The following is a 15299-nucleotide window of genomic DNA, read 5'->3' on the forward strand; positions in this document are numbered from 1 at the left end:
GTCAGGCCCCTCGGCCGCCCTTCGGGCGGGTCTGCGTCAGGGCCGCGCCGGCCAGTATGACGATCGCGCCGACGGGGGTCGCCCAGGTCAGCGACTCGCCGAGGACGGCGACGCCCGCCACGGTGGCGATGACCGGGATGAAGTACGTGACCATCTGCGCCGTCGTGGGGCCGACCTCGGCGACCAGGCCGTACTGGATGAGCACCGCCAGCCCGGTGCCCAGGGCACCCAGTGCCATGACCGCGAGCAGCGGTACGACCGGAAGTCGGCTCGGCATCGCGGTGAACAGCGGTGTGACGAGGGCAAGCTGCGCTGTCGCGAGCAGCAACTGGGCCCCGGTCAGCGACAGATGGGAATTGCCGGTGCCGCTCATGGTGCGGCGGACGTAGATCCAGCCGACCGGATAGCTGAGCGAGGCCAGCAGAGCCAGCGCCGTACCCGCCATGTTCACGCCGTTGAATCCCTGCCAGGCGCCCAGCACCGTCAGCACGCCGAGGAAGCCGAGGCCGAGTCCCGCGACCCGGCGCCGGGTCGGCCGGTCCTCGGAGAGCGCGACCAGGGAGAGGGCCATGCCCCACAGCGGCGAGGTCGCGTTGCAGATGCCCGCGAGCGTGGACGGGATCTTCAGCTCCGAATACGCGAAGAGCGAGAACGGCAACGCGTTGAGGAGGAACGCGGCGACCGCGAGATGGCCCCAGGTACGGGCACCACGCGGGAGGCGCTCACGCCGGGCGCCCATCGCCGCGCCGAGTACCGCCGTGCCGAACACCAGACGGCCGAGCGTGACCTGGAACGGGGCGTACGCCTCGGTGCCGACCTTGATGAACAGGAAGCTGAAGCCCCAGATCAGCGAGAGAACGCCGAAGCGGGCCCGCCAGCCGAGGGAGAGGGGAGCGCGCGGGCGCGGAGCGGGGACGGGGGAGGAGACGGAGTCGGAATCGGCGGCGGTGGCGGAGGAGACCCGCCCGGGGGCGACATGGCGCATGACACCAACGATGACGCCCACAACCCCGTAGCACAATCGAGAGTTTCCATGCGATATCTCGTAGTATTGCTTATATGTTGAATCTGGAGCGCCTGCGCACGCTCGACGCACTCGCCCGGCACGGCTCGGTCAGCGGCGCGGCGGAAGGACTGCATGTGACGACGTCGGCCGTCTCCCAGCAGATGGCCAAGCTGGAGCGGGAGGTCGGGCAGCAGCTCCTGGCCAAGAACGGACGCGGAGTGCGGCTCACGGACGCCGGCAGGCTGCTCGCCGAGCATGCGGCGCGCATCCTGTCACAGGCCGCTCTCGCCCAGGCGGACCTCGAGGCGCAGCGTGGGCAGGTGGCCGGCGAGCTGCGGCTTTCGGCCTTCCCGACGGCGGCACGCGGACTCTTCCCCAAGGCGCTGGCCGCGCTGCGAAATCACCACCCGGCCCTGCGGCTGCGCTCCAGTGAGCTGGAGCCCGAGGAAGGGGTGGCCGCGGTGGTGCGCGGCGACCTCGATCTCGCGGTGGTCCTCGACTGGTACAACAAGCCGATGCCGCTACCGGAGGGCCTGGTGAAGGCGGCGATCCTCGACGACCCGGCGGAAGTCGCGATGCCCGTGGGGCACCGGCTCGCGGACAGGACCGAGGTGGACCTCGGGGAGTTCGCCGACGACGAGTGGATCACCTGGGGCGAGGGCGAGTTCTGCCACGAGTGGCTGATGTTCACCCTGCGCTCCAAGGGCGTGGAGCCGCGCATCGCCCATCGCGCCGCCGAGACGCACACGCAGCTGAACCTGGTCGCCGCCGGGCTCGGGGTGTGTATCGCCCCGCTGCTCGGGCGCCATCCGATGCCCTCGGGCGTGGTGACCGTGCCCGTGCGGCAGCGGGTACGTAGGCACGTCTACGTCGTCTGGAGGGCCGACGCCGACCGCCGCCCCTCCATCCGTGCCGCAGTGGATGCGCTGCGGTCGGCCGGACAGGACATGTCGGCCGAGCCGGGCGGGTGAGCGGCGACGAAAGGTACGGCGGCGGCGGGCTATCCCAGCCCCAGCTTGCGGAAGTCCCAGGAGACGATCTTCTCGGGCTTCAGCCGGATCCACGCGTGGCGGCCGTCGTGAGGCATCTCCTCGAGCCCGAAGTTCTTGCGTGCGAACAGGGTTTCCGGGAAGTCGAGTTCCGCGCACAGCTCTCCGGTGCGGGGGCTCTCGCCCACGAACTCCGCGCTGCCGGACAGCTCCGCGCCCCGCAACTGCTCGTACTCCTCGCCCGTGTCGATCACGACGGCTATGCGCGGATCACGGCGCAGATCGGCCCAGCGCTTGCTGCGCACCACTGAGTACAGCCACAGCGAGACCCCGTCCCAGGCGAACCACAGTGCGCTCACGTGCGGGAAGCCGTCGGCCGACACGGTCGCCACACGGCAGGTGCGCTGAGTGGTGAGAAAGTCGTCCAGCTCTCCGGGCGTCATCATGATCTTGCGCCCTCGGCGCTGTGTACCGGTCATCCGGTCATCCCCCTCGCTCTTCCTGTTTGACACCACGTCAGAGAAGAATGAGCCGTCCGTCGTCCGCCCGCAACAGCGTTCTTCCTTCCGCACGCGACGCCCGCTAATCTCGCCGCCCCGACCGTCGGCGACAAGGGGTGCCATGCCGTCGCAGGAACGTCTCAGCGCACTGCTCGACCCGCCGAGTACCGTGCTGCTCACCGTCGAATGCCAGCAGGGCGTCGTCGGCCCGGACAGCGCGCTGCCCGAACTCGCCGGTGAGGCACGCTCCTCGGGCGCTCTCGCCAATGTGGCCCGGCTGGTCGCCGCCGCCCACGATTGCGGGGTGCAGGTGATCCACGCGGTCGCCGAGCGCCGCCCTGACAGCAGGGGCGCCAGCCGCAACGCGCGCCTCTTCCGCGCGGCGGAACGGCTTCCCGTCCAGCAGTTGTCCGGCAGCGCGGCGGTACGCGTCGCCGCACCCATCGAGGTGACCGGGGACGACCTCGTCGTGCGCAGACTGCACGGCCTGTCGCCCCTCGCCGGCACCGAGGTCGACGCGCTCCTGCGCAACCTGGGCTGCCGTACGCTGGTCGTCACGGGCGTCTCCGCCAATGTGGCCATCCCCAACGCGGTGTTCGACGCGGTCAACCACGGCTACACCGCCGTCGTGCCCGCCGATGCCATCGCGGGGGTGCCCTCCGACTACACACACGCGATGATCAGCAACACTCTCGCACTGGTCGCCACGGTCGCGACGACGGACCAGGTCCTGGCCTGTCTCGGACCGCGGCACCAGGCGGAGCGCTGAGCCGCCGCGCCGGACGCGGCGGACCTCAGCAGCGGCACACCCGCGTTCACGCGAGCTTGATCTCGTCCCCGGACACGGTGATCTTCGCGGTGGGCAGCGGCTGGTTCGCCGGGCCCTTCTTCACACTGCCGTCGGTCGCGGAGAACTCACTCATGTGGCACGGGCAGATGATCACACCGTCGGCGATGTCCTTCACCGCGCAGCCCTGGTGGGTGCACTTCGAGGAGAACGCCTTGAACGACCCCGCGGTCGGCTGGGTCACCACCACCCCCTGGTCGGCGAAGACCTTGCCGCCGCCCTCGGGGATCTCGGACGTCTTCGCCAGCACGGTGCCGCCGGAGCCGGCGCCGGGACTGCTGCTGCCCTGCGTCCCGCCGCTGGGCGCGCTGCCCTTGGTCGCCGTGCTGTCGTTCTGGGAGGAGCCGGTGGACGTGGCGTCGTCGGAGTTCCCGCACGCGGTCAGCGCGACGGCGAGGCCCGAAGCGCCTGCCGCCGCCATGACCGTGCGGCGGGCCGGTCCCGGAGCGGGCTGGAGCGATTCGCTGGTCATGCTGACGTTCCCTTCCACGGATACTTCTCGAACTGCCTTCGCAGATCTGTCTGTCCGGTGGTACGGACCGGGGCCGGTGGCCGTTCAGGCAACGTCGTGATCTTGGCCTCTCCGGCATGGGGGATCCGTCAAACACGCCTGCCGTTCGGCTGTCAGGGGGACACAACCGATCCCCTGGCCGTGTCCCGGGACCGTCGACGCGTCAGTAACCTGGGGCGATGCTGAAGGAAGTCATCGCGACCCGCTACATCACGCCGCTGCGTGAGGGAGGGTCGTTGCCGGGGCTTGTCGAGGCCGACGACCTCGGGACGTACGTCATGAAATTCACCGGCGCCGGGCAGGGCCGCAAGACGCTCGTCGCCGAGGTCGTCTGCGGGGAGCTCGCCCGCCGCCTGGGCCTGCGGGTGCCAGGGCTGGTGACGATCGGCCTCGATCCGGTGCTGGGCCTCGGCGAGCCCGACCAGGAGGTACAGGAGCTGCTCAAGTCGAGCGGCGGACGCAACCTCGGCATGGACTTCCTCAGCCGCGCGATCGGCTTCGACCCGCTCGCCTTCACGGTCGGCTCCGCGGAGGCCGGACGGATCGTCTGGTTCGACGCGCTCGTGAACAACGTGGACCGCTCCTGGCGCAATCCCAACCTGCTGATGTGGCGGGGTGACCTGTGGCTCATCGACCACGGCGCCACCATGATCTGGCACCACAACTGGCCCGGTGCCGAGGTATCCGCCGCCCGGCCCTACGACGCGTCCGACCACGCCCTCGCTCCGTTCGCGCCGGACGTGGCCGGGGCCGCCGCCGAGCTGGCACCGCTCGTGACCGAGCAGCTGCTCGCCGAGGTGACCGCCGCGATCCCGGACGAGTGGCTGACCGGCGAGCCGGGCTTCGGCACCCCTGACGAGCTGCGCAGTGCCTACGCGCGGCCCTTGCTGGCCCGTGCCGCCGACATCCATGAACGCATCCGGGGCGTCGAGGCCCTCGAGGGGGACAAGTGAGCGGGCGTGACGTCTTCGAGTACGCGCTGCTGAGGATCGTGCCGAGGGTCGAGCGGGGCGAGTGCATCAACGCGGGCGTGCTGGTGTACTGCCGGGCCAGGTCGTACGTCGCCGCCCGGACGCATCTGGACGAGGGCAGGCTGCTGGCGCTGGATCCGGGCGCGGACGTGGCCGGCGTGCGCGCCGCGCTGAGCGCCGTGGAGGGCGTGTGCGCCGGTGGCGCGGCGGCCGGTCAGGCGGCCCACGACGACGCCGGGCGCCGCTTTCGCTGGCTGATCGCGCCCCGTTCGACGGTCGTGCAGCCCGGGCCCGTGCACACCGGACTGACCGCGGACCCGGCCGTCGAGGCGGAGCGGTTGCTGGACCTCCTTGTGAGGTAATGGATCACATGGACCGCATGCACCGTTGACACCGGGTGCCAGGGCTTCTAGCGTCACGTCTATTGAAGGTACTAAGCGGTCGCTCACCTTTGGGCGTACCGTGGGAGCCGCAGACTTTTACGAAGGCGTTCCACGCTTTCCAAGGGCGAGGAGAACCAGCAATGTCCACCACTGAGCAGCGGGTCGCCGTCGTCACCGGCGGTGCGCGCGGCATCGGCGCCGCGACCGCGGTACGACTGGCCGCCGAGGGCCGCTCCGTCGCGGTGATCGACCTCGACGAGGCCGCGTGCAAGGACACCGTGGAGAAGATCACCGCCGCCGGCGGCAAGGCCATCGCCGTGGGCTGCGACGTCTCGGACGAGGCGCAGGTCGAGGCGGCCGTCGCGCGCATCGCCGAGGAACTGGGCGCGCCGACGATCCTCGTCAACAACGCGGGCGTGCTCCGCGACAACCTGCTGTTCAAGATGAGCGTCTCGGACTGGGACACCGTCATGAACGTGCACCTGCGCGGTGCGTTCCTGATGTCGCGCGCGCTCCAGAAGCACATGGTGGACGCGGGCTTCGGCCGTATCGTCAACCTCTCCTCCTCCTCGGCGCTCGGCAACCGCGGCCAGGTGAACTACTCCGCCGCCAAGGCGGGCCTGCAGGGCTTCACCAAGACCCTCGCCAAGGAGCTCGGCAAGTTCGGCATCACCGCCAACGCCGTCGCCCCGGGCTTCATCGCCACCGAGATGACCAAGGCCACGGCCGACCGCGTCGGCATGGGCTTCGACGACTTCAAGGCCGTCGCCGCCACCCAGATCCCCGTGCAGCGCGTCGGCGAGCCCGACGACATCGCCAACGCGATCGCCTTCTTCACGGGCGAGCAGGCCGGATTCGTCTCCGGCCAGGTGCTGTACGTCGCCGGCGGACCGCTCGACTAGGGCCGGGAAACGAACATGACCGCACAGCCCGAACTCTCCGGCAAGGTGGCCCTCGTCACGGGCGCCAGCCGCGGCATCGGCTACGGCATCGCCGAGGCGCTCGTCGCCCGCGGTGACCGCGTCTGCATCACCGGCCGCAACGAGGACGCCCTGAAGGAGGCCGTCGAGGCCCTCGGCGCCGACCGCGTGATCGGCGTCGCGGGCAAGGCCCACGACGAGGCCCACCAGGCCGTTGCCGTGGAAGCCACGATGGAGGCATTCGGCCGCGTCGACTTCCTGGTCAACAACGCCGGTACGAACCCGGTGTTCGGCCCGATCGCCGAGCTCGACCTGAATGTGGCCCGCAAGGTGTTCGAGACGAACGTCGTCTCGGCACTCGGCTTCGCCCAGCAGACCTGGAGGGCCTGGCAGAGCGAGAACGGCGGGGCGATCGTCAACATCGCCTCCGTGGCCGGCCTCTCGGCCTCGCCGTTCATAGGCGCGTATGGCATCAGCAAGGCCGCCATGATCAGCCTGACCCTGCAGCTGGCGCACGAGTTCGCGCCCATGGTGCGGGTCAACTCGATCGCACCGGCCGTGGTGAAGACCAAGTTCGCGCAGGCGCTCTACGAGGGCCGGGAGGCGGAGGCCGCCGCGGCCTACCCGCTCGCCCGGCTCGGCGTGCCCTCCGACATCGGAGGCGCCGCCGCGTTCCTCACCTCGGACCAGTCCGACTGGATCACCGGCCAGACGCTCGTCGTCGACGGCGGCATCTTCCTGAACGCCGGGGTCGGCTGAGCCGGACCCGTGACACGGGCGCCGCGTGGACAGAAGCGGCGCCCGTGTCGAGGCGTACCGGACAAAAGGACAACTGACAACGACGTCATCCACACCCTGGTCAAGTACCCCTCCGTGAACCAGGCCTCTCGGCCCTGGGCTGCGGTAGGGTCTGCCGCCAACCCCTGGAACGGCAGATCGAGGAGTGCGCGGGTGTTCAACCGGAACCGCTGTCTGCGTCAGCTGGCGGCGATCACGTCCCTGTCCCTGGTGGCCGGCTGTGGTGCGCTCTCCTCGGGGTCCTCCGACGACAAGGGACCGATCGTCGTCGGCACCACCAGTTCGCCGAGCACGCTGGACCCGGCGGCCTCCTGGGACAGTTCCTGGGAGCTGTTCCGCAATGTGTACCAGACCCTGCTCAACTACCCCGACGGCGCCACCGAGCCCGGCCCCGACGCCGCTCAGCACTGTGCCTTCACCGACGGGACGAGCCTGTCCTACAGCTGTGTCCTGCGCCCGGGTCTGACGTTCTCCAACGGCGACAAGCTCGACGCGCGGTCCGTGAAGTACTCCATCGACCGCATCAAGCGGATCAACGTGCCCGGTGGGCCGGCCGGCCTCCTGGGCAGCCTCGGGAGCGTCGAGACGAAGGGGGAGCGTGAGGTCGTCTTCCATCTGAAGGAGCCCGACGCCACGTTCCCGTTCATCCTCGCCACACCCGCCATGTCGATCGTCGACCCGGCCGACTACTCCGCCACACAGATACGCAAGGACGGCAGAACAACGGGCTCCGGGCCCTACACACTCCAGTCCTACCAGGAGGGCAAGGAGGCCCGGCTCGTCGGGAACAGCCGCTACAAGGGGTACGCCGAGCGCAAGAACAACGCGGTCACCATCCGGTACTTCCAGGACTCCGCCAGCATGGTCGGTGCCCTCAAGAGCGCGAAGATCGACATCACCTACCGCGGTCTGGGCGCGGGGGACATCGTGGCATTGCAGAGCCGTTCATCCGGCAACTCCATCCAGCTCGTGGAGAACTCGGGCATCGAGATCAACTACCTGGTGTTCAATCCGAAGGACCCGTGGGCCGGCAAGCTCGCCGTCCGCAGGGCCGTGTCCCAGCTCCTGGACCGGGGCGCGATAGCGCACAACGTCTACAAGGACACCGTCGAACCGCTCTACTCCATGGTCCCGGCCGGGCTCACCGGGCACACCACCGACTTCTTCGACGACTTCGGCGATCCCAGCACCTCCAGGGCCCGGAAGATCCTCTCCGACGCGGGCATCCACCAGCGTGTCCCGCTGACCCTCTGGTACACCACCGACCGGTACGGCTCCGAGACCGCTCCCGAGTTCCAGGAGATCAAGCGGCAGCTCGACAGCTCCGGGCTCTTCCAGATCACGCTGAAGAGCCGCCCCTGGAAGACGTACGTGGAGGGCTACCAGAAGGGCGAGTACCCGGTGTTCGGGCGCGGCTGGTTCCCCGACTTCCCGGACCCCGACAACTACATCTCCCCGTTCGTCGGGCAGCAGAACGCACTCGGCACCCCCTATCAGTCGCCGCAGATCACGAACGTGCTGCTGCCGCAGTCCCGGCGCGAGAGCGACCGCGCCAAGGTGGTGAAGCCGTTCGAGCAGGCCCAGCAGATACTGGTGAACGACGCGCGGCTGCTCCCGCTGTGGCAGGGCAAGCAGTTCGTCGCGGAGAGCGACGACATCTCCGGCGGGGAGCGGGCGCTCGACCCTTCGACGATCATGTTGATGTGGGAGCTGTCCCGCAAGACCAGCTGGTAGGCACCCTCCCGATCGGGTTCGCGCCCCCGTTGTCAGTGGCCACCTGTAGGTTCTGAGGCCTGGAAGTGACCGCACATCGGAGGAACTTGACGTGACCGACATCGCCATGCTGCCGGAGTCCTGGCGCGGCGTCCTGGGCGACGAACTGCAGCAGCCCTACTTCAAGGAACTCGTCGAGTTCGTAGAGGAGGAGCGCGCCAAGGGTCCCGTCTATCCTCCGCGTGAGGAGGTCTTCGCCGCACTCGCCGCCACGCCGTTCGAGAAGGTGAAGGTCCTGGTCCTCGGCCAGGACCCGTACCACGGCGAAGGCCAGGGACACGGCCTGTGCTTCTCCGTGCGGCCCGGAGTGAAGACCCCGCCCTCGCTGCGGAACATCTACAAGGAGATGCAGGACGAGCTGGGCACACCGGTGCCGGACAACGGCTATCTGATGCCGTGGGCCGAGCAGGGCGTGCTGCTGCTCAACGCGGTGCTCACGGTCCGCGCCGGCGAGGCCAACTCGCACAAGGGCAAGGGCTGGGAGAAGTTCACGGACGCGGTGATCCGTGCCGTGGCAGGCCGCCCCGACCCGGCGGTGTTCGTGCTGTGGGGCAACTACGCGCAGAAGAAGCTGCCACTGATCGACGAGACGCGCCACGTCGTGGTGAAGGGCGCCCACCCCTCGCCCCTGTCGGCGAAGAAGTTCTTCGGTTCCCGTCCGTTCACGCAGATCAACGAGGCGGTGGCCCGGCAGGGGCACGAGCGGGTCGACTGGACGATCCCCGACCTCGGCTGAGGCCCCTCGGCGGGTCCGGGCCGCACAGCAGGCCGGGACCGGACCCGCACGCTCGGCGCCGCCAGCCCGGCTCCGTCACCGTCTTGGCCCAGCGCGCGTACGGAGCCCTCTGATCGCGAGAGTGGGTGGCGGCGGTTAGCGTCGTGGATGGCGTCCCCCGCTCGTGGCTCGTGCGAAGCCGGGAGTGGGGGAGGGCGACGAGCACGGAGGCGGCGATGGTGGAGCGACAGGAGCAGGCGGTGCCGGACGCCGTCCTGACCCGGATCGGTCAGGGTGTCATGCTGCACCACGGCGGAGACCGGGAGGAGGCCCGGGACCGGTTCCTGCGCCTGTGGGCGGAGATCGGAGAAGACGGCGACCCGCTGCATCGCTGCACCCTCGCGCACTACATGGCGGACACCCAGGACGACCCCGCGGACGAGCTCGCCTGGGATCTCCGGGCGCTCTCGGCCGCCGAGGAATTCACCGACGAGGGCGTCGCCGACCATGACGGCGCGCTCGCCATACGCGCGTTCTACCCCTCGCTGCATCTCAACCTCGCGGCCGACTATGTGAAGCTCGGCCGCTCCGACGCCGCCCATGTCCATCTGTGCCAGGCGCGCGGTGCGGTCGGCATCCTCGGCGACGACCGTTACGGCGACGGCATCAGGGCGGCGATCGCACGCCTGGAGCGGCGGCTGGTCGAGGAGTGGCCGGCGGGGGGCGGCACACCCGGGGGCCGGCCAGGGCCGGCGGACGGCCCGGGCGGGGACGGTCTGGGGCCGCAGAGGCATTACCCGTAGGGAGTAGGACCATACCCGTATGGCAGGTACCCGTAGGACGGGGTCATCCGTCCGGCCTCCGGAAGGGGCGCCGCCCGGGAATCGGCCGGGCCTTCAAGGACCCGGGTTCAACGCCGGTAGACCCTGCCGCAGATGACCGCCGCGGGGCTGTCGGGCCGCCACCCGCCGTATCGGCGGCCGAGCGCGCACACATCCGCATTCCTCGGGACTCTCCCGGACACGGTCGGCGGAACCGCGACATGCGGCCAGGACGGGGGCTGCTCCGGAGGCAGGGCCTCCGGCAGGCGCCCTCCCGCTCGAGGCCCCGCACCGGGGCCGGTCAGGGGAGCGTGATCGCCGTCCAGGGCGTCAGCTGCGGGCGAGGAGCCCGCGGAGGGCGGCACCATCCCCAGTGCCTCCCGCGCCGGGGCCTGCACGACTCGGGGACTCGAGCTCCCGTCGGGACGTGGCGCCGAGGGCTTCGAGGGCGCCGGCGGCGGGTCGGGAGCGAGCGGGCCCTCGACGCTCACACAGCCGGTAAGGGCCGAGACGGCCACGGTGACCAGGAGGATTGCGGTCGTCGTCGTTCGATGCACCTGCGCAACTTTGCTGGGTCAGGGTCGGTTTGGGGAGCGGACAGGCGGAGGATGCCCCGCACGGGTGATCTACGGCCCCGGACGGAGGGACGCGAATTCGCCGGAGGTGACGTTTTGCGCCACGCTGGGCGCCGCGCGCTTGTGGTGGGCCGTCATGTGCGGAGCATGGCGTCGAGCAGTTCCCGCAGGCCGGTGCGTACCTCGTCGAGGCTGGGCACGTCCGCGGTGAAGGAACCGGCCACGCAGGAGAACATCAGGCCGTCCAGCCAGGCCACCAGTGACAGCACATGGCGATCCGGGGCGGTCGACCCCAAGGCCGTGACCAGGGCGGCCAGTTGGTCACGGAAGCGGGCGCCCGTCGCGTCGAAGTAGCGCCTCAACTCTGGCCTGCGCGTCGCCTCCAGCGCCAACTCGTAGCGGGCGAGGGTCAGTTCACGGTTACGCGTCAGGGAGCGGTAGGCGGCCAGAGCCAGGCCGTCCACCACGGCGCCCAGCCCGTCGCCGGGCCCAGGGGTCTCGAGCGGACCGAGGACCCTGGCCTCCCGGTCGGCGAGGCGTCGTACCGCGAGTTCCAGAAGTGCGGAGCGGGTCCGTGCGAGGTTCGAGGTCGAGCCCGTGGGCAGCCCCGCGGCCTCGTCGACCGCCCGGTGCGTCAGCCCGCGCATGCCCCGCTCCGCGAGCAGGGCGAGTGCGCTGTCGGCGATGAGGTCGGCGCGGGAGGCGCCCGTGGTGCGTGCGGACATGGAGCTCAACCTACCCGTGCGACTACATCCGTAGTACAGTCGGCGCGACGGTCGACTACATCTGTAGTGCCGTTGTGGTGGCCGACGACGCACTCAGGAGGAGTCATGGCACAGCCGTCGCACGCCGTGGTCATCGGCGGCGGTATCGGAGGGCTCACCGCGGCCGTGGCCCTGCATCAGACCGGGCTGCGGGTCACCGTGCTGGAGCGGGCCCGCTCCCTGGAGCCGGTCGGCGCCGCCATCTCGCTCGCCCCGAACGCCCTGCGCGCCCTGGACGTCATCGGCGTCGGGGAGGAGATCCGCGACCTCGCCGCCTGGCGGGGCGGCGGTGGGCTGCGCACCCCGCGCGGCCACTGGCTCTCCCGTACCAGCGCCGCCGCGGCGGCCGAGCGCTTCGGCGGCCCGCTCGTCCTGCTGCACCGGGCCACACTCGTGAACAGCCTGATGTCCCGGATCCCGCCCGCCGCCATCCGTACGGACGCGCGGGCGGAACTCATCGATCCAGGCGATGCGGACCGCCCGGCCCGGGTCGCCGTGGCGGACGGCGAACTGGAGGCCGACCTGGTCGTGGCCGCCGACGGCATCCACTCCGGGGTCCGCCGGACCCTGTTCCCCGGCCACCCCGGGGCCGTCTACTCCGGGTTCACCACCTGGCGGGTCGTGATACCGGTGCCCGGCGCGGAGTTCGACTCGCACGAGACCTGGGGCAGGGGGCGTATGTGGGGCACGCACCCGCTCAACGACGGCCGGGTCTACGCGTACGCCGCAGCCGTCGTGCCCGCCGGGCGCCGTGCACCGGACGACGAGAAGGCCGAACTCGTACGACTATTCGGTGACTGGCACGATCCGGTTCCGGCCGTACTCGCCGCCGCCCGTCCGACGGACGTACTGCGCCACGACGTGCACCACATCGCCGAGCCCCTGCCCGCCTACCACCGGGGCCGGGTCGCCCTGGTGGGAGACGCCGCGCACGCCATGCCGCCGACGCTGGGCCAGGGCGGCAACCAGGCCATCGAGGACGCGATCGTGCTCGCCCTGCGCGGGCCCCGGCCTGGTCCGGGCGAAGGGGACGGGACGTCCGTCATCGACGGTCTCGCCGCCTACACGGCGGACCGGCTGCCCCGGACGACCGCCATCACCCGTCGGGCCGTGCGGGCCGCCCGCCTGACCATGACGACCGGTCGGGTGCCGATCGCCGTACGCAACGCCTCGATCACCGCTGTCTCCAAGGCCGCGCCGGCGCTGCTGCTGCGCGGCTTCGACGGCATCGCCGACTGGCGGCCCCCGCGACAGCCGCATGCTTCCGACGAGGCACCCGTCGGCGATTCCCAGAATTCCCAGGAGAGGCCCCGTGAAGGTCGGCTGCATCGGACTCGGTGACATCGCGCAGAAGGCGTATCTGCCGGTGCTGGGGATGCAGCCGGGGCTCGAACTGCACCTGCAGACAAGGACCCCCGCCACGCTCCACCGCGTGGCCGACACTCTGCGCCTCCCCGGACCACAGCGGCACGTCGGCCTTGACGCGCTCATCGCCCAGAACCTGGACGCGGCGTTCGTGCACGCGCCCACCCCCTCCCACCCGGAGATCGTCACACGTCTGCTGGAGGCGGGCGTACCCACCTACGTCGACAAGCCCCTCGCGTACGAGCTGGCCGATTCGGAACGGCTGGTGCGGCTCGCGGAGGACCGTGGTGTCAGCCTGGCGGTCGGCTTCAACAGGCGTCACGCTCCCGGATACATGCGCTGTGCCGAGCACCCCCGCGAGCTGATCCTGATGCAGAAGAACCGCATCGGACTGCCCGAGGAACCCCGCACCATGATCCTCGACGACTTCATCCACGTCGTAGACACACTGCGGTTCCTGGTGCCCGGCCCGGTGGACGACGTGACCGTACGGGCCCGGGTCCAGGACGGGCTGTTGCACCACGTCGTCCTGCAACTGGCAGGCGACGGTTTCACCGCGCTGGGCGTGATGAACCGGCTGAGCGGGTCCGCGGAGGAGATCCTGGAGGTCTCCGGTCAGGACACCAAGCGGCAGGTGCTCAACCTCGCCGAGATCATCGACCACAAGGGCCAGCCGACCCTGCGGCGGCGCGGGGACTGGGTCCCGGTGGCCCGGCAGCGGGGCATCGAACAGGCCGCGCTCGCCTTCCTCGACGCGGCGCGTGCGGGAAAGGTGCTCAGTGCCCGTGACGCACTGGAGACTCATGAACTGTGCGAGCGGGTGGTGACTGCGGTACAGGAGCGCCCCGTCGTACTCTGAACGCCCGCAGCCCCTCCGCCGCGCACATGCCGGCCAGGATCAGCAGGGCACCGTACACCGGCCAGTCGCCGAAGCGGGCGTACGGGGTCACGCCGTGCGCGAGCGGGACGTCGTACACCGCCGACGTACTGCGACCCGTACCGAGCCAGGAGCCGATGCGCTCACCGTCCGGGCCGTAGACGGCGGAGACGCCGGTCAGCGTGGCGTGCACCATCGGGCGGCCGGTCTCCGCCGCGCGCAGCGCCGCCAGCGAGGCATGCTGCTCGGGCGCCCAGCTGTGCTGGAACGTCGATGTGGAGGACTGGGCGACCAGCATGTCCGCGCCGTCCTCGGCGAGATGACGGCTCATGTCGGGGAACGCGGTCTCGAAACAGATCAACGGCCCCACACGCAGCCCGTGCCCGGCGTCCATGACCACCTGTTCGCTGCCGCGCCTGCGGTCCTCACCGGCCGCCCTGCCGACCGAGGTGGCCCATCCGAGCACGGACCGCGCCGGTATGTACTCACCGAACGGCACGAGTCGCATCTTGTCGTACCGGTCGCCGGTGGGGCCGCCTGGGCCGATGAGCTCGGAACTCTTGTAGATGCCGCGTCGGTCGGAGCGGCGGGCGTCGACATTGACCAGGATGTCGGCCTTCACCACCCTGGACAGCTCCGCGACGCGGCGTGCCAGATCGGGCCGGTCCGCGAGATCGAACCCGACACTGCTCTCACCCCAGACGACCAGGTCCACATGCTGTCCGGCGAGCCGGCGGGTGAGTGACTCCTCGAGGCCGAAGCGCCGCATGGCGCTGTCGGAACCGTCGACCATGCCGGGCTGGACGACGGCGACCCGCACCCGGCCGTCGACGTCCGGCCTCGGCGCCCACGCCCAGGCGGACGAGGTCACGGTGGCCGTGGCGACGAGCCCGGCCAGCGCGGGGACGCGCGCCTCGCGCACCGACACGAGCACCGCGAGAGCGACGTTGACGGCCACCACCAGGAAGCTCAGCAGCCACACCCCGCCGATCGAGGCGAGCCGCAGCGCGGGGTGCACCTGCCACTGGCTCGACCCGAGCAGCCCCCAGGGGCCGCCGAGCCCCTGCCAGGAGCGTACGAGTTCCACCAGCAGCCAGCCCGAGGGCAGCACGAAGAGAGCGGCGGCCACACGGGGGCGGCTGGGCGCCCCGGCCAGGAAGTGCCGCACCAGCCCGCCCCAGGGCGCCCACAGCGCGCCCAGCAGCGCGGCTATGACGAACGTGAACACGTTCAGGCTCGGGATCAGCCAGTGATGCACGGCCACCATGAAGCCGAAGCCGCCGAGCCAGCCGTCGTAGGCGGCCCTCCGTCCCGTCGGCGCCGACCGTATGAGCAGGATCCACGGGACCAGGCAGACATACGCGAACCACCACCAGGACGGTGCCGGAAAGGCGAACACGGGCAGGGCACCCGCGAACACGGCGACGAGAGCACGCCTCCAGCGGTGGGTGAGCCAGTCGCCGGGCATCCTCATTGAACGCCTC

General features: G+C 70.6%; 16 protein-coding genes. 11 read left to right on the top strand and 5 right to left on the bottom strand.

What is annotated here, in order from left to right; translation table 11 throughout:
* Position 1: 1 nt before the first annotated feature.
* Positions 2 to 985, bottom strand: coding sequence for a DMT family transporter (locus ABZ845_RS13480; RefSeq protein WP_360977600.1), 984 nt, complete (start codon positions 983 to 985; stop codon positions 2 to 4).
* 74 nt (positions 986 to 1059) lie between these two features.
* Between ABZ845_RS13480 and ABZ845_RS13485 the strand changes: the two genes are divergently transcribed.
* A complete protein-coding gene (locus ABZ845_RS13485) occupies positions 1060 to 1977 on the top strand; it encodes a LysR family transcriptional regulator (protein WP_360977603.1) in 918 nt (305 codons plus the stop codon).
* Positions 1978 to 2006: 29 nt separating this feature from the next.
* Here the strand turns inward: ABZ845_RS13485 and ABZ845_RS13490 are convergent, their stop codons facing one another.
* Positions 2007 to 2474 (bottom strand): pyridoxamine 5'-phosphate oxidase family protein, encoded by a 468-nt coding sequence (locus ABZ845_RS13490; protein WP_360977606.1) that lies wholly within the window; start codon positions 2472 to 2474, stop codon positions 2007 to 2009.
* A gap of 142 nt (positions 2475 to 2616) precedes the next feature.
* Between ABZ845_RS13490 and ABZ845_RS13495 the strand changes: the two genes are divergently transcribed.
* Complete coding sequence (locus tag ABZ845_RS13495; protein ID WP_360977609.1) at positions 2617 to 3264, top strand: cysteine hydrolase; 648 nt, start codon at positions 2617 to 2619, stop codon at positions 3262 to 3264.
* A 46-nt stretch (positions 3265 to 3310) separates the two neighbouring features.
* On the opposite strand, the gene ABZ845_RS13500 is transcribed toward ABZ845_RS13495, so the two are convergent.
* A complete protein-coding gene (locus ABZ845_RS13500) occupies positions 3311 to 3814 on the bottom strand; it encodes a Rieske (2Fe-2S) protein (protein ID WP_360977612.1) in 504 nt (167 codons plus the stop codon).
* 218 nt (positions 3815 to 4032) lie between these two features.
* Here ABZ845_RS13500 and ABZ845_RS13505 point away from each other — a divergent pair, with 218 nt between their 5' ends.
* The 7 genes from ABZ845_RS13505 to ABZ845_RS13535 all read left to right on the top strand — a co-directional run bounded on the left by ABZ845_RS13505 (position 4033) and on the right by ABZ845_RS13535 (position 10216).
* The gene (locus tag ABZ845_RS13505; RefSeq protein ID WP_360977615.1) at positions 4033 to 4806 is read left to right on the top strand and encodes a HipA family kinase; all 774 of its coding nucleotides are present in this window, start codon (positions 4033 to 4035) and stop codon (positions 4804 to 4806) included.
* Positions 4803 to 5186 (top strand): DUF3037 domain-containing protein, encoded by a 384-nt coding sequence (locus tag ABZ845_RS13510; protein ID WP_360977618.1) that lies wholly within the window; start codon positions 4803 to 4805, stop codon positions 5184 to 5186. Before ABZ845_RS13505 ends, ABZ845_RS13510 begins: the two co-directional genes overlap by 4 nt.
* A 161-nt stretch (positions 5187 to 5347) precedes the next feature.
* Positions 5348 to 6109: a 3-oxoacyl-ACP reductase FabG gene (gene fabG / locus ABZ845_RS13515; protein ID WP_360977621.1), complete on the top strand. Its 762-nt coding sequence runs from the start codon at positions 5348 to 5350 to the stop codon at positions 6107 to 6109.
* 15 nt (positions 6110 to 6124) lie between these two features.
* Complete coding sequence (locus ABZ845_RS13520) at positions 6125 to 6886, top strand: SDR family oxidoreductase (RefSeq protein WP_360977624.1); 762 nt, start codon at positions 6125 to 6127, stop codon at positions 6884 to 6886.
* Positions 6887 to 7078: 192 nt separating this feature from the next.
* Entirely contained in the window at positions 7079 to 8659 is a 1581-nt protein-coding gene (locus ABZ845_RS13525; protein ID WP_360977627.1) for an ABC transporter substrate-binding protein, read from the top strand.
* Between the two features lie 91 nt (positions 8660 to 8750).
* Positions 8751 to 9434, top strand: a complete 684-nt coding sequence (ung, locus tag ABZ845_RS13530) for a uracil-DNA glycosylase (RefSeq protein ID WP_360977630.1) — start codon at positions 8751 to 8753, stop codon at positions 9432 to 9434.
* Between the two features lie 215 nt (positions 9435 to 9649).
* Entirely contained in the window at positions 9650 to 10216 is a 567-nt protein-coding gene (locus tag ABZ845_RS13535) for a hypothetical protein (protein ID WP_360977633.1), read from the top strand.
* A 727-nt stretch (positions 10217 to 10943) separates the two neighbouring features.
* Here the strand turns inward: ABZ845_RS13535 and ABZ845_RS13540 are convergent.
* Positions 10944 to 11534: a TetR family transcriptional regulator C-terminal domain-containing protein gene (locus ABZ845_RS13540; RefSeq protein WP_360977636.1), complete on the bottom strand. Its 591-nt coding sequence runs from the start codon at positions 11532 to 11534 to the stop codon at positions 10944 to 10946.
* A 105-nt stretch (positions 11535 to 11639) separates the two neighbouring features.
* Between ABZ845_RS13540 and ABZ845_RS13545 the strand changes: the two genes are divergently transcribed.
* Positions 11640 to 12914: an FAD-dependent monooxygenase gene (locus ABZ845_RS13545; protein ID WP_360977639.1), complete on the top strand. Its 1275-nt coding sequence runs from the start codon at positions 11640 to 11642 to the stop codon at positions 12912 to 12914.
* Positions 12886 to 13797: a Gfo/Idh/MocA family oxidoreductase gene (locus ABZ845_RS13550; RefSeq protein ID WP_360977642.1), complete on the top strand. Its 912-nt coding sequence runs from the start codon at positions 12886 to 12888 to the stop codon at positions 13795 to 13797. Before ABZ845_RS13545 ends, ABZ845_RS13550 begins: the two co-directional genes overlap by 29 nt.
* Here ABZ845_RS13550 and lnt read toward each other — a convergent pair.
* Complete coding sequence (lnt, locus tag ABZ845_RS13555; protein WP_360977645.1) at positions 13715 to 15289, bottom strand: apolipoprotein N-acyltransferase; 1575 nt, start codon at positions 15287 to 15289, stop codon at positions 13715 to 13717. The two genes, ABZ845_RS13550 and lnt, sit on opposite strands and share 83 nt — an antisense overlap.
* Between the last annotated feature and the right edge of the window lie 10 nt (positions 15290 to 15299).

It is taken from the genome of Streptomyces sp. NPDC047022, from assembly GCF_040644155.1.
Taxonomy (GTDB): domain Bacteria; phylum Actinomycetota; class Actinomycetes; order Streptomycetales; family Streptomycetaceae; genus Streptomyces.

What these genes read in the sequence shown, in the direction of transcription:
- ABZ845_RS13480 (WP_360977600.1), bottom strand. Translation starts at nt 985, where the DNA reads ATGCGCCATGTCGCCCCCGGGCGGGTCTCCTCCGCCACCGCCGCCGAT.
- ABZ845_RS13485 (WP_360977603.1), top strand. Translation starts at nt 1,060, where the DNA reads ATGTTGAATCTGGAGCGCCTGCGCACGCTCGACGCACTCGCCCGGCAC.
- ABZ845_RS13490 (WP_360977606.1), bottom strand. Translation starts at nt 2,474, where the DNA reads ATGACCGGTACACAGCGCCGAGGGCGCAAGATCATGATGACGCCCGGA.
- ABZ845_RS13495 (WP_360977609.1), top strand. Translation starts at nt 2,617, where the DNA reads ATGCCGTCGCAGGAACGTCTCAGCGCACTGCTCGACCCGCCGAGTACC.
- ABZ845_RS13500 (WP_360977612.1), bottom strand. Translation starts at nt 3,814, where the DNA reads ATGACCAGCGAATCGCTCCAGCCCGCTCCGGGACCGGCCCGCCGCACG.
- ABZ845_RS13505 (WP_360977615.1), top strand. Translation starts at nt 4,033, where the DNA reads ATGCTGAAGGAAGTCATCGCGACCCGCTACATCACGCCGCTGCGTGAG.
- fabG (WP_360977621.1), top strand. Translation starts at nt 5,348, where the DNA reads ATGTCCACCACTGAGCAGCGGGTCGCCGTCGTCACCGGCGGTGCGCGC.
- ABZ845_RS13520 (WP_360977624.1), top strand. Translation starts at nt 6,125, where the DNA reads ATGACCGCACAGCCCGAACTCTCCGGCAAGGTGGCCCTCGTCACGGGC.
- ABZ845_RS13535 (WP_360977633.1), top strand. Translation starts at nt 9,650, where the DNA reads ATGGTGGAGCGACAGGAGCAGGCGGTGCCGGACGCCGTCCTGACCCGG.
- ABZ845_RS13540 (WP_360977636.1), bottom strand. Translation starts at nt 11,534, where the DNA reads ATGTCCGCACGCACCACGGGCGCCTCCCGCGCCGACCTCATCGCCGAC.
- ABZ845_RS13545 (WP_360977639.1), top strand. Translation starts at nt 11,640, where the DNA reads ATGGCACAGCCGTCGCACGCCGTGGTCATCGGCGGCGGTATCGGAGGG.
- lnt (WP_360977645.1), bottom strand. Translation starts at nt 15,289, where the DNA reads ATGAGGATGCCCGGCGACTGGCTCACCCACCGCTGGAGGCGTGCTCTC.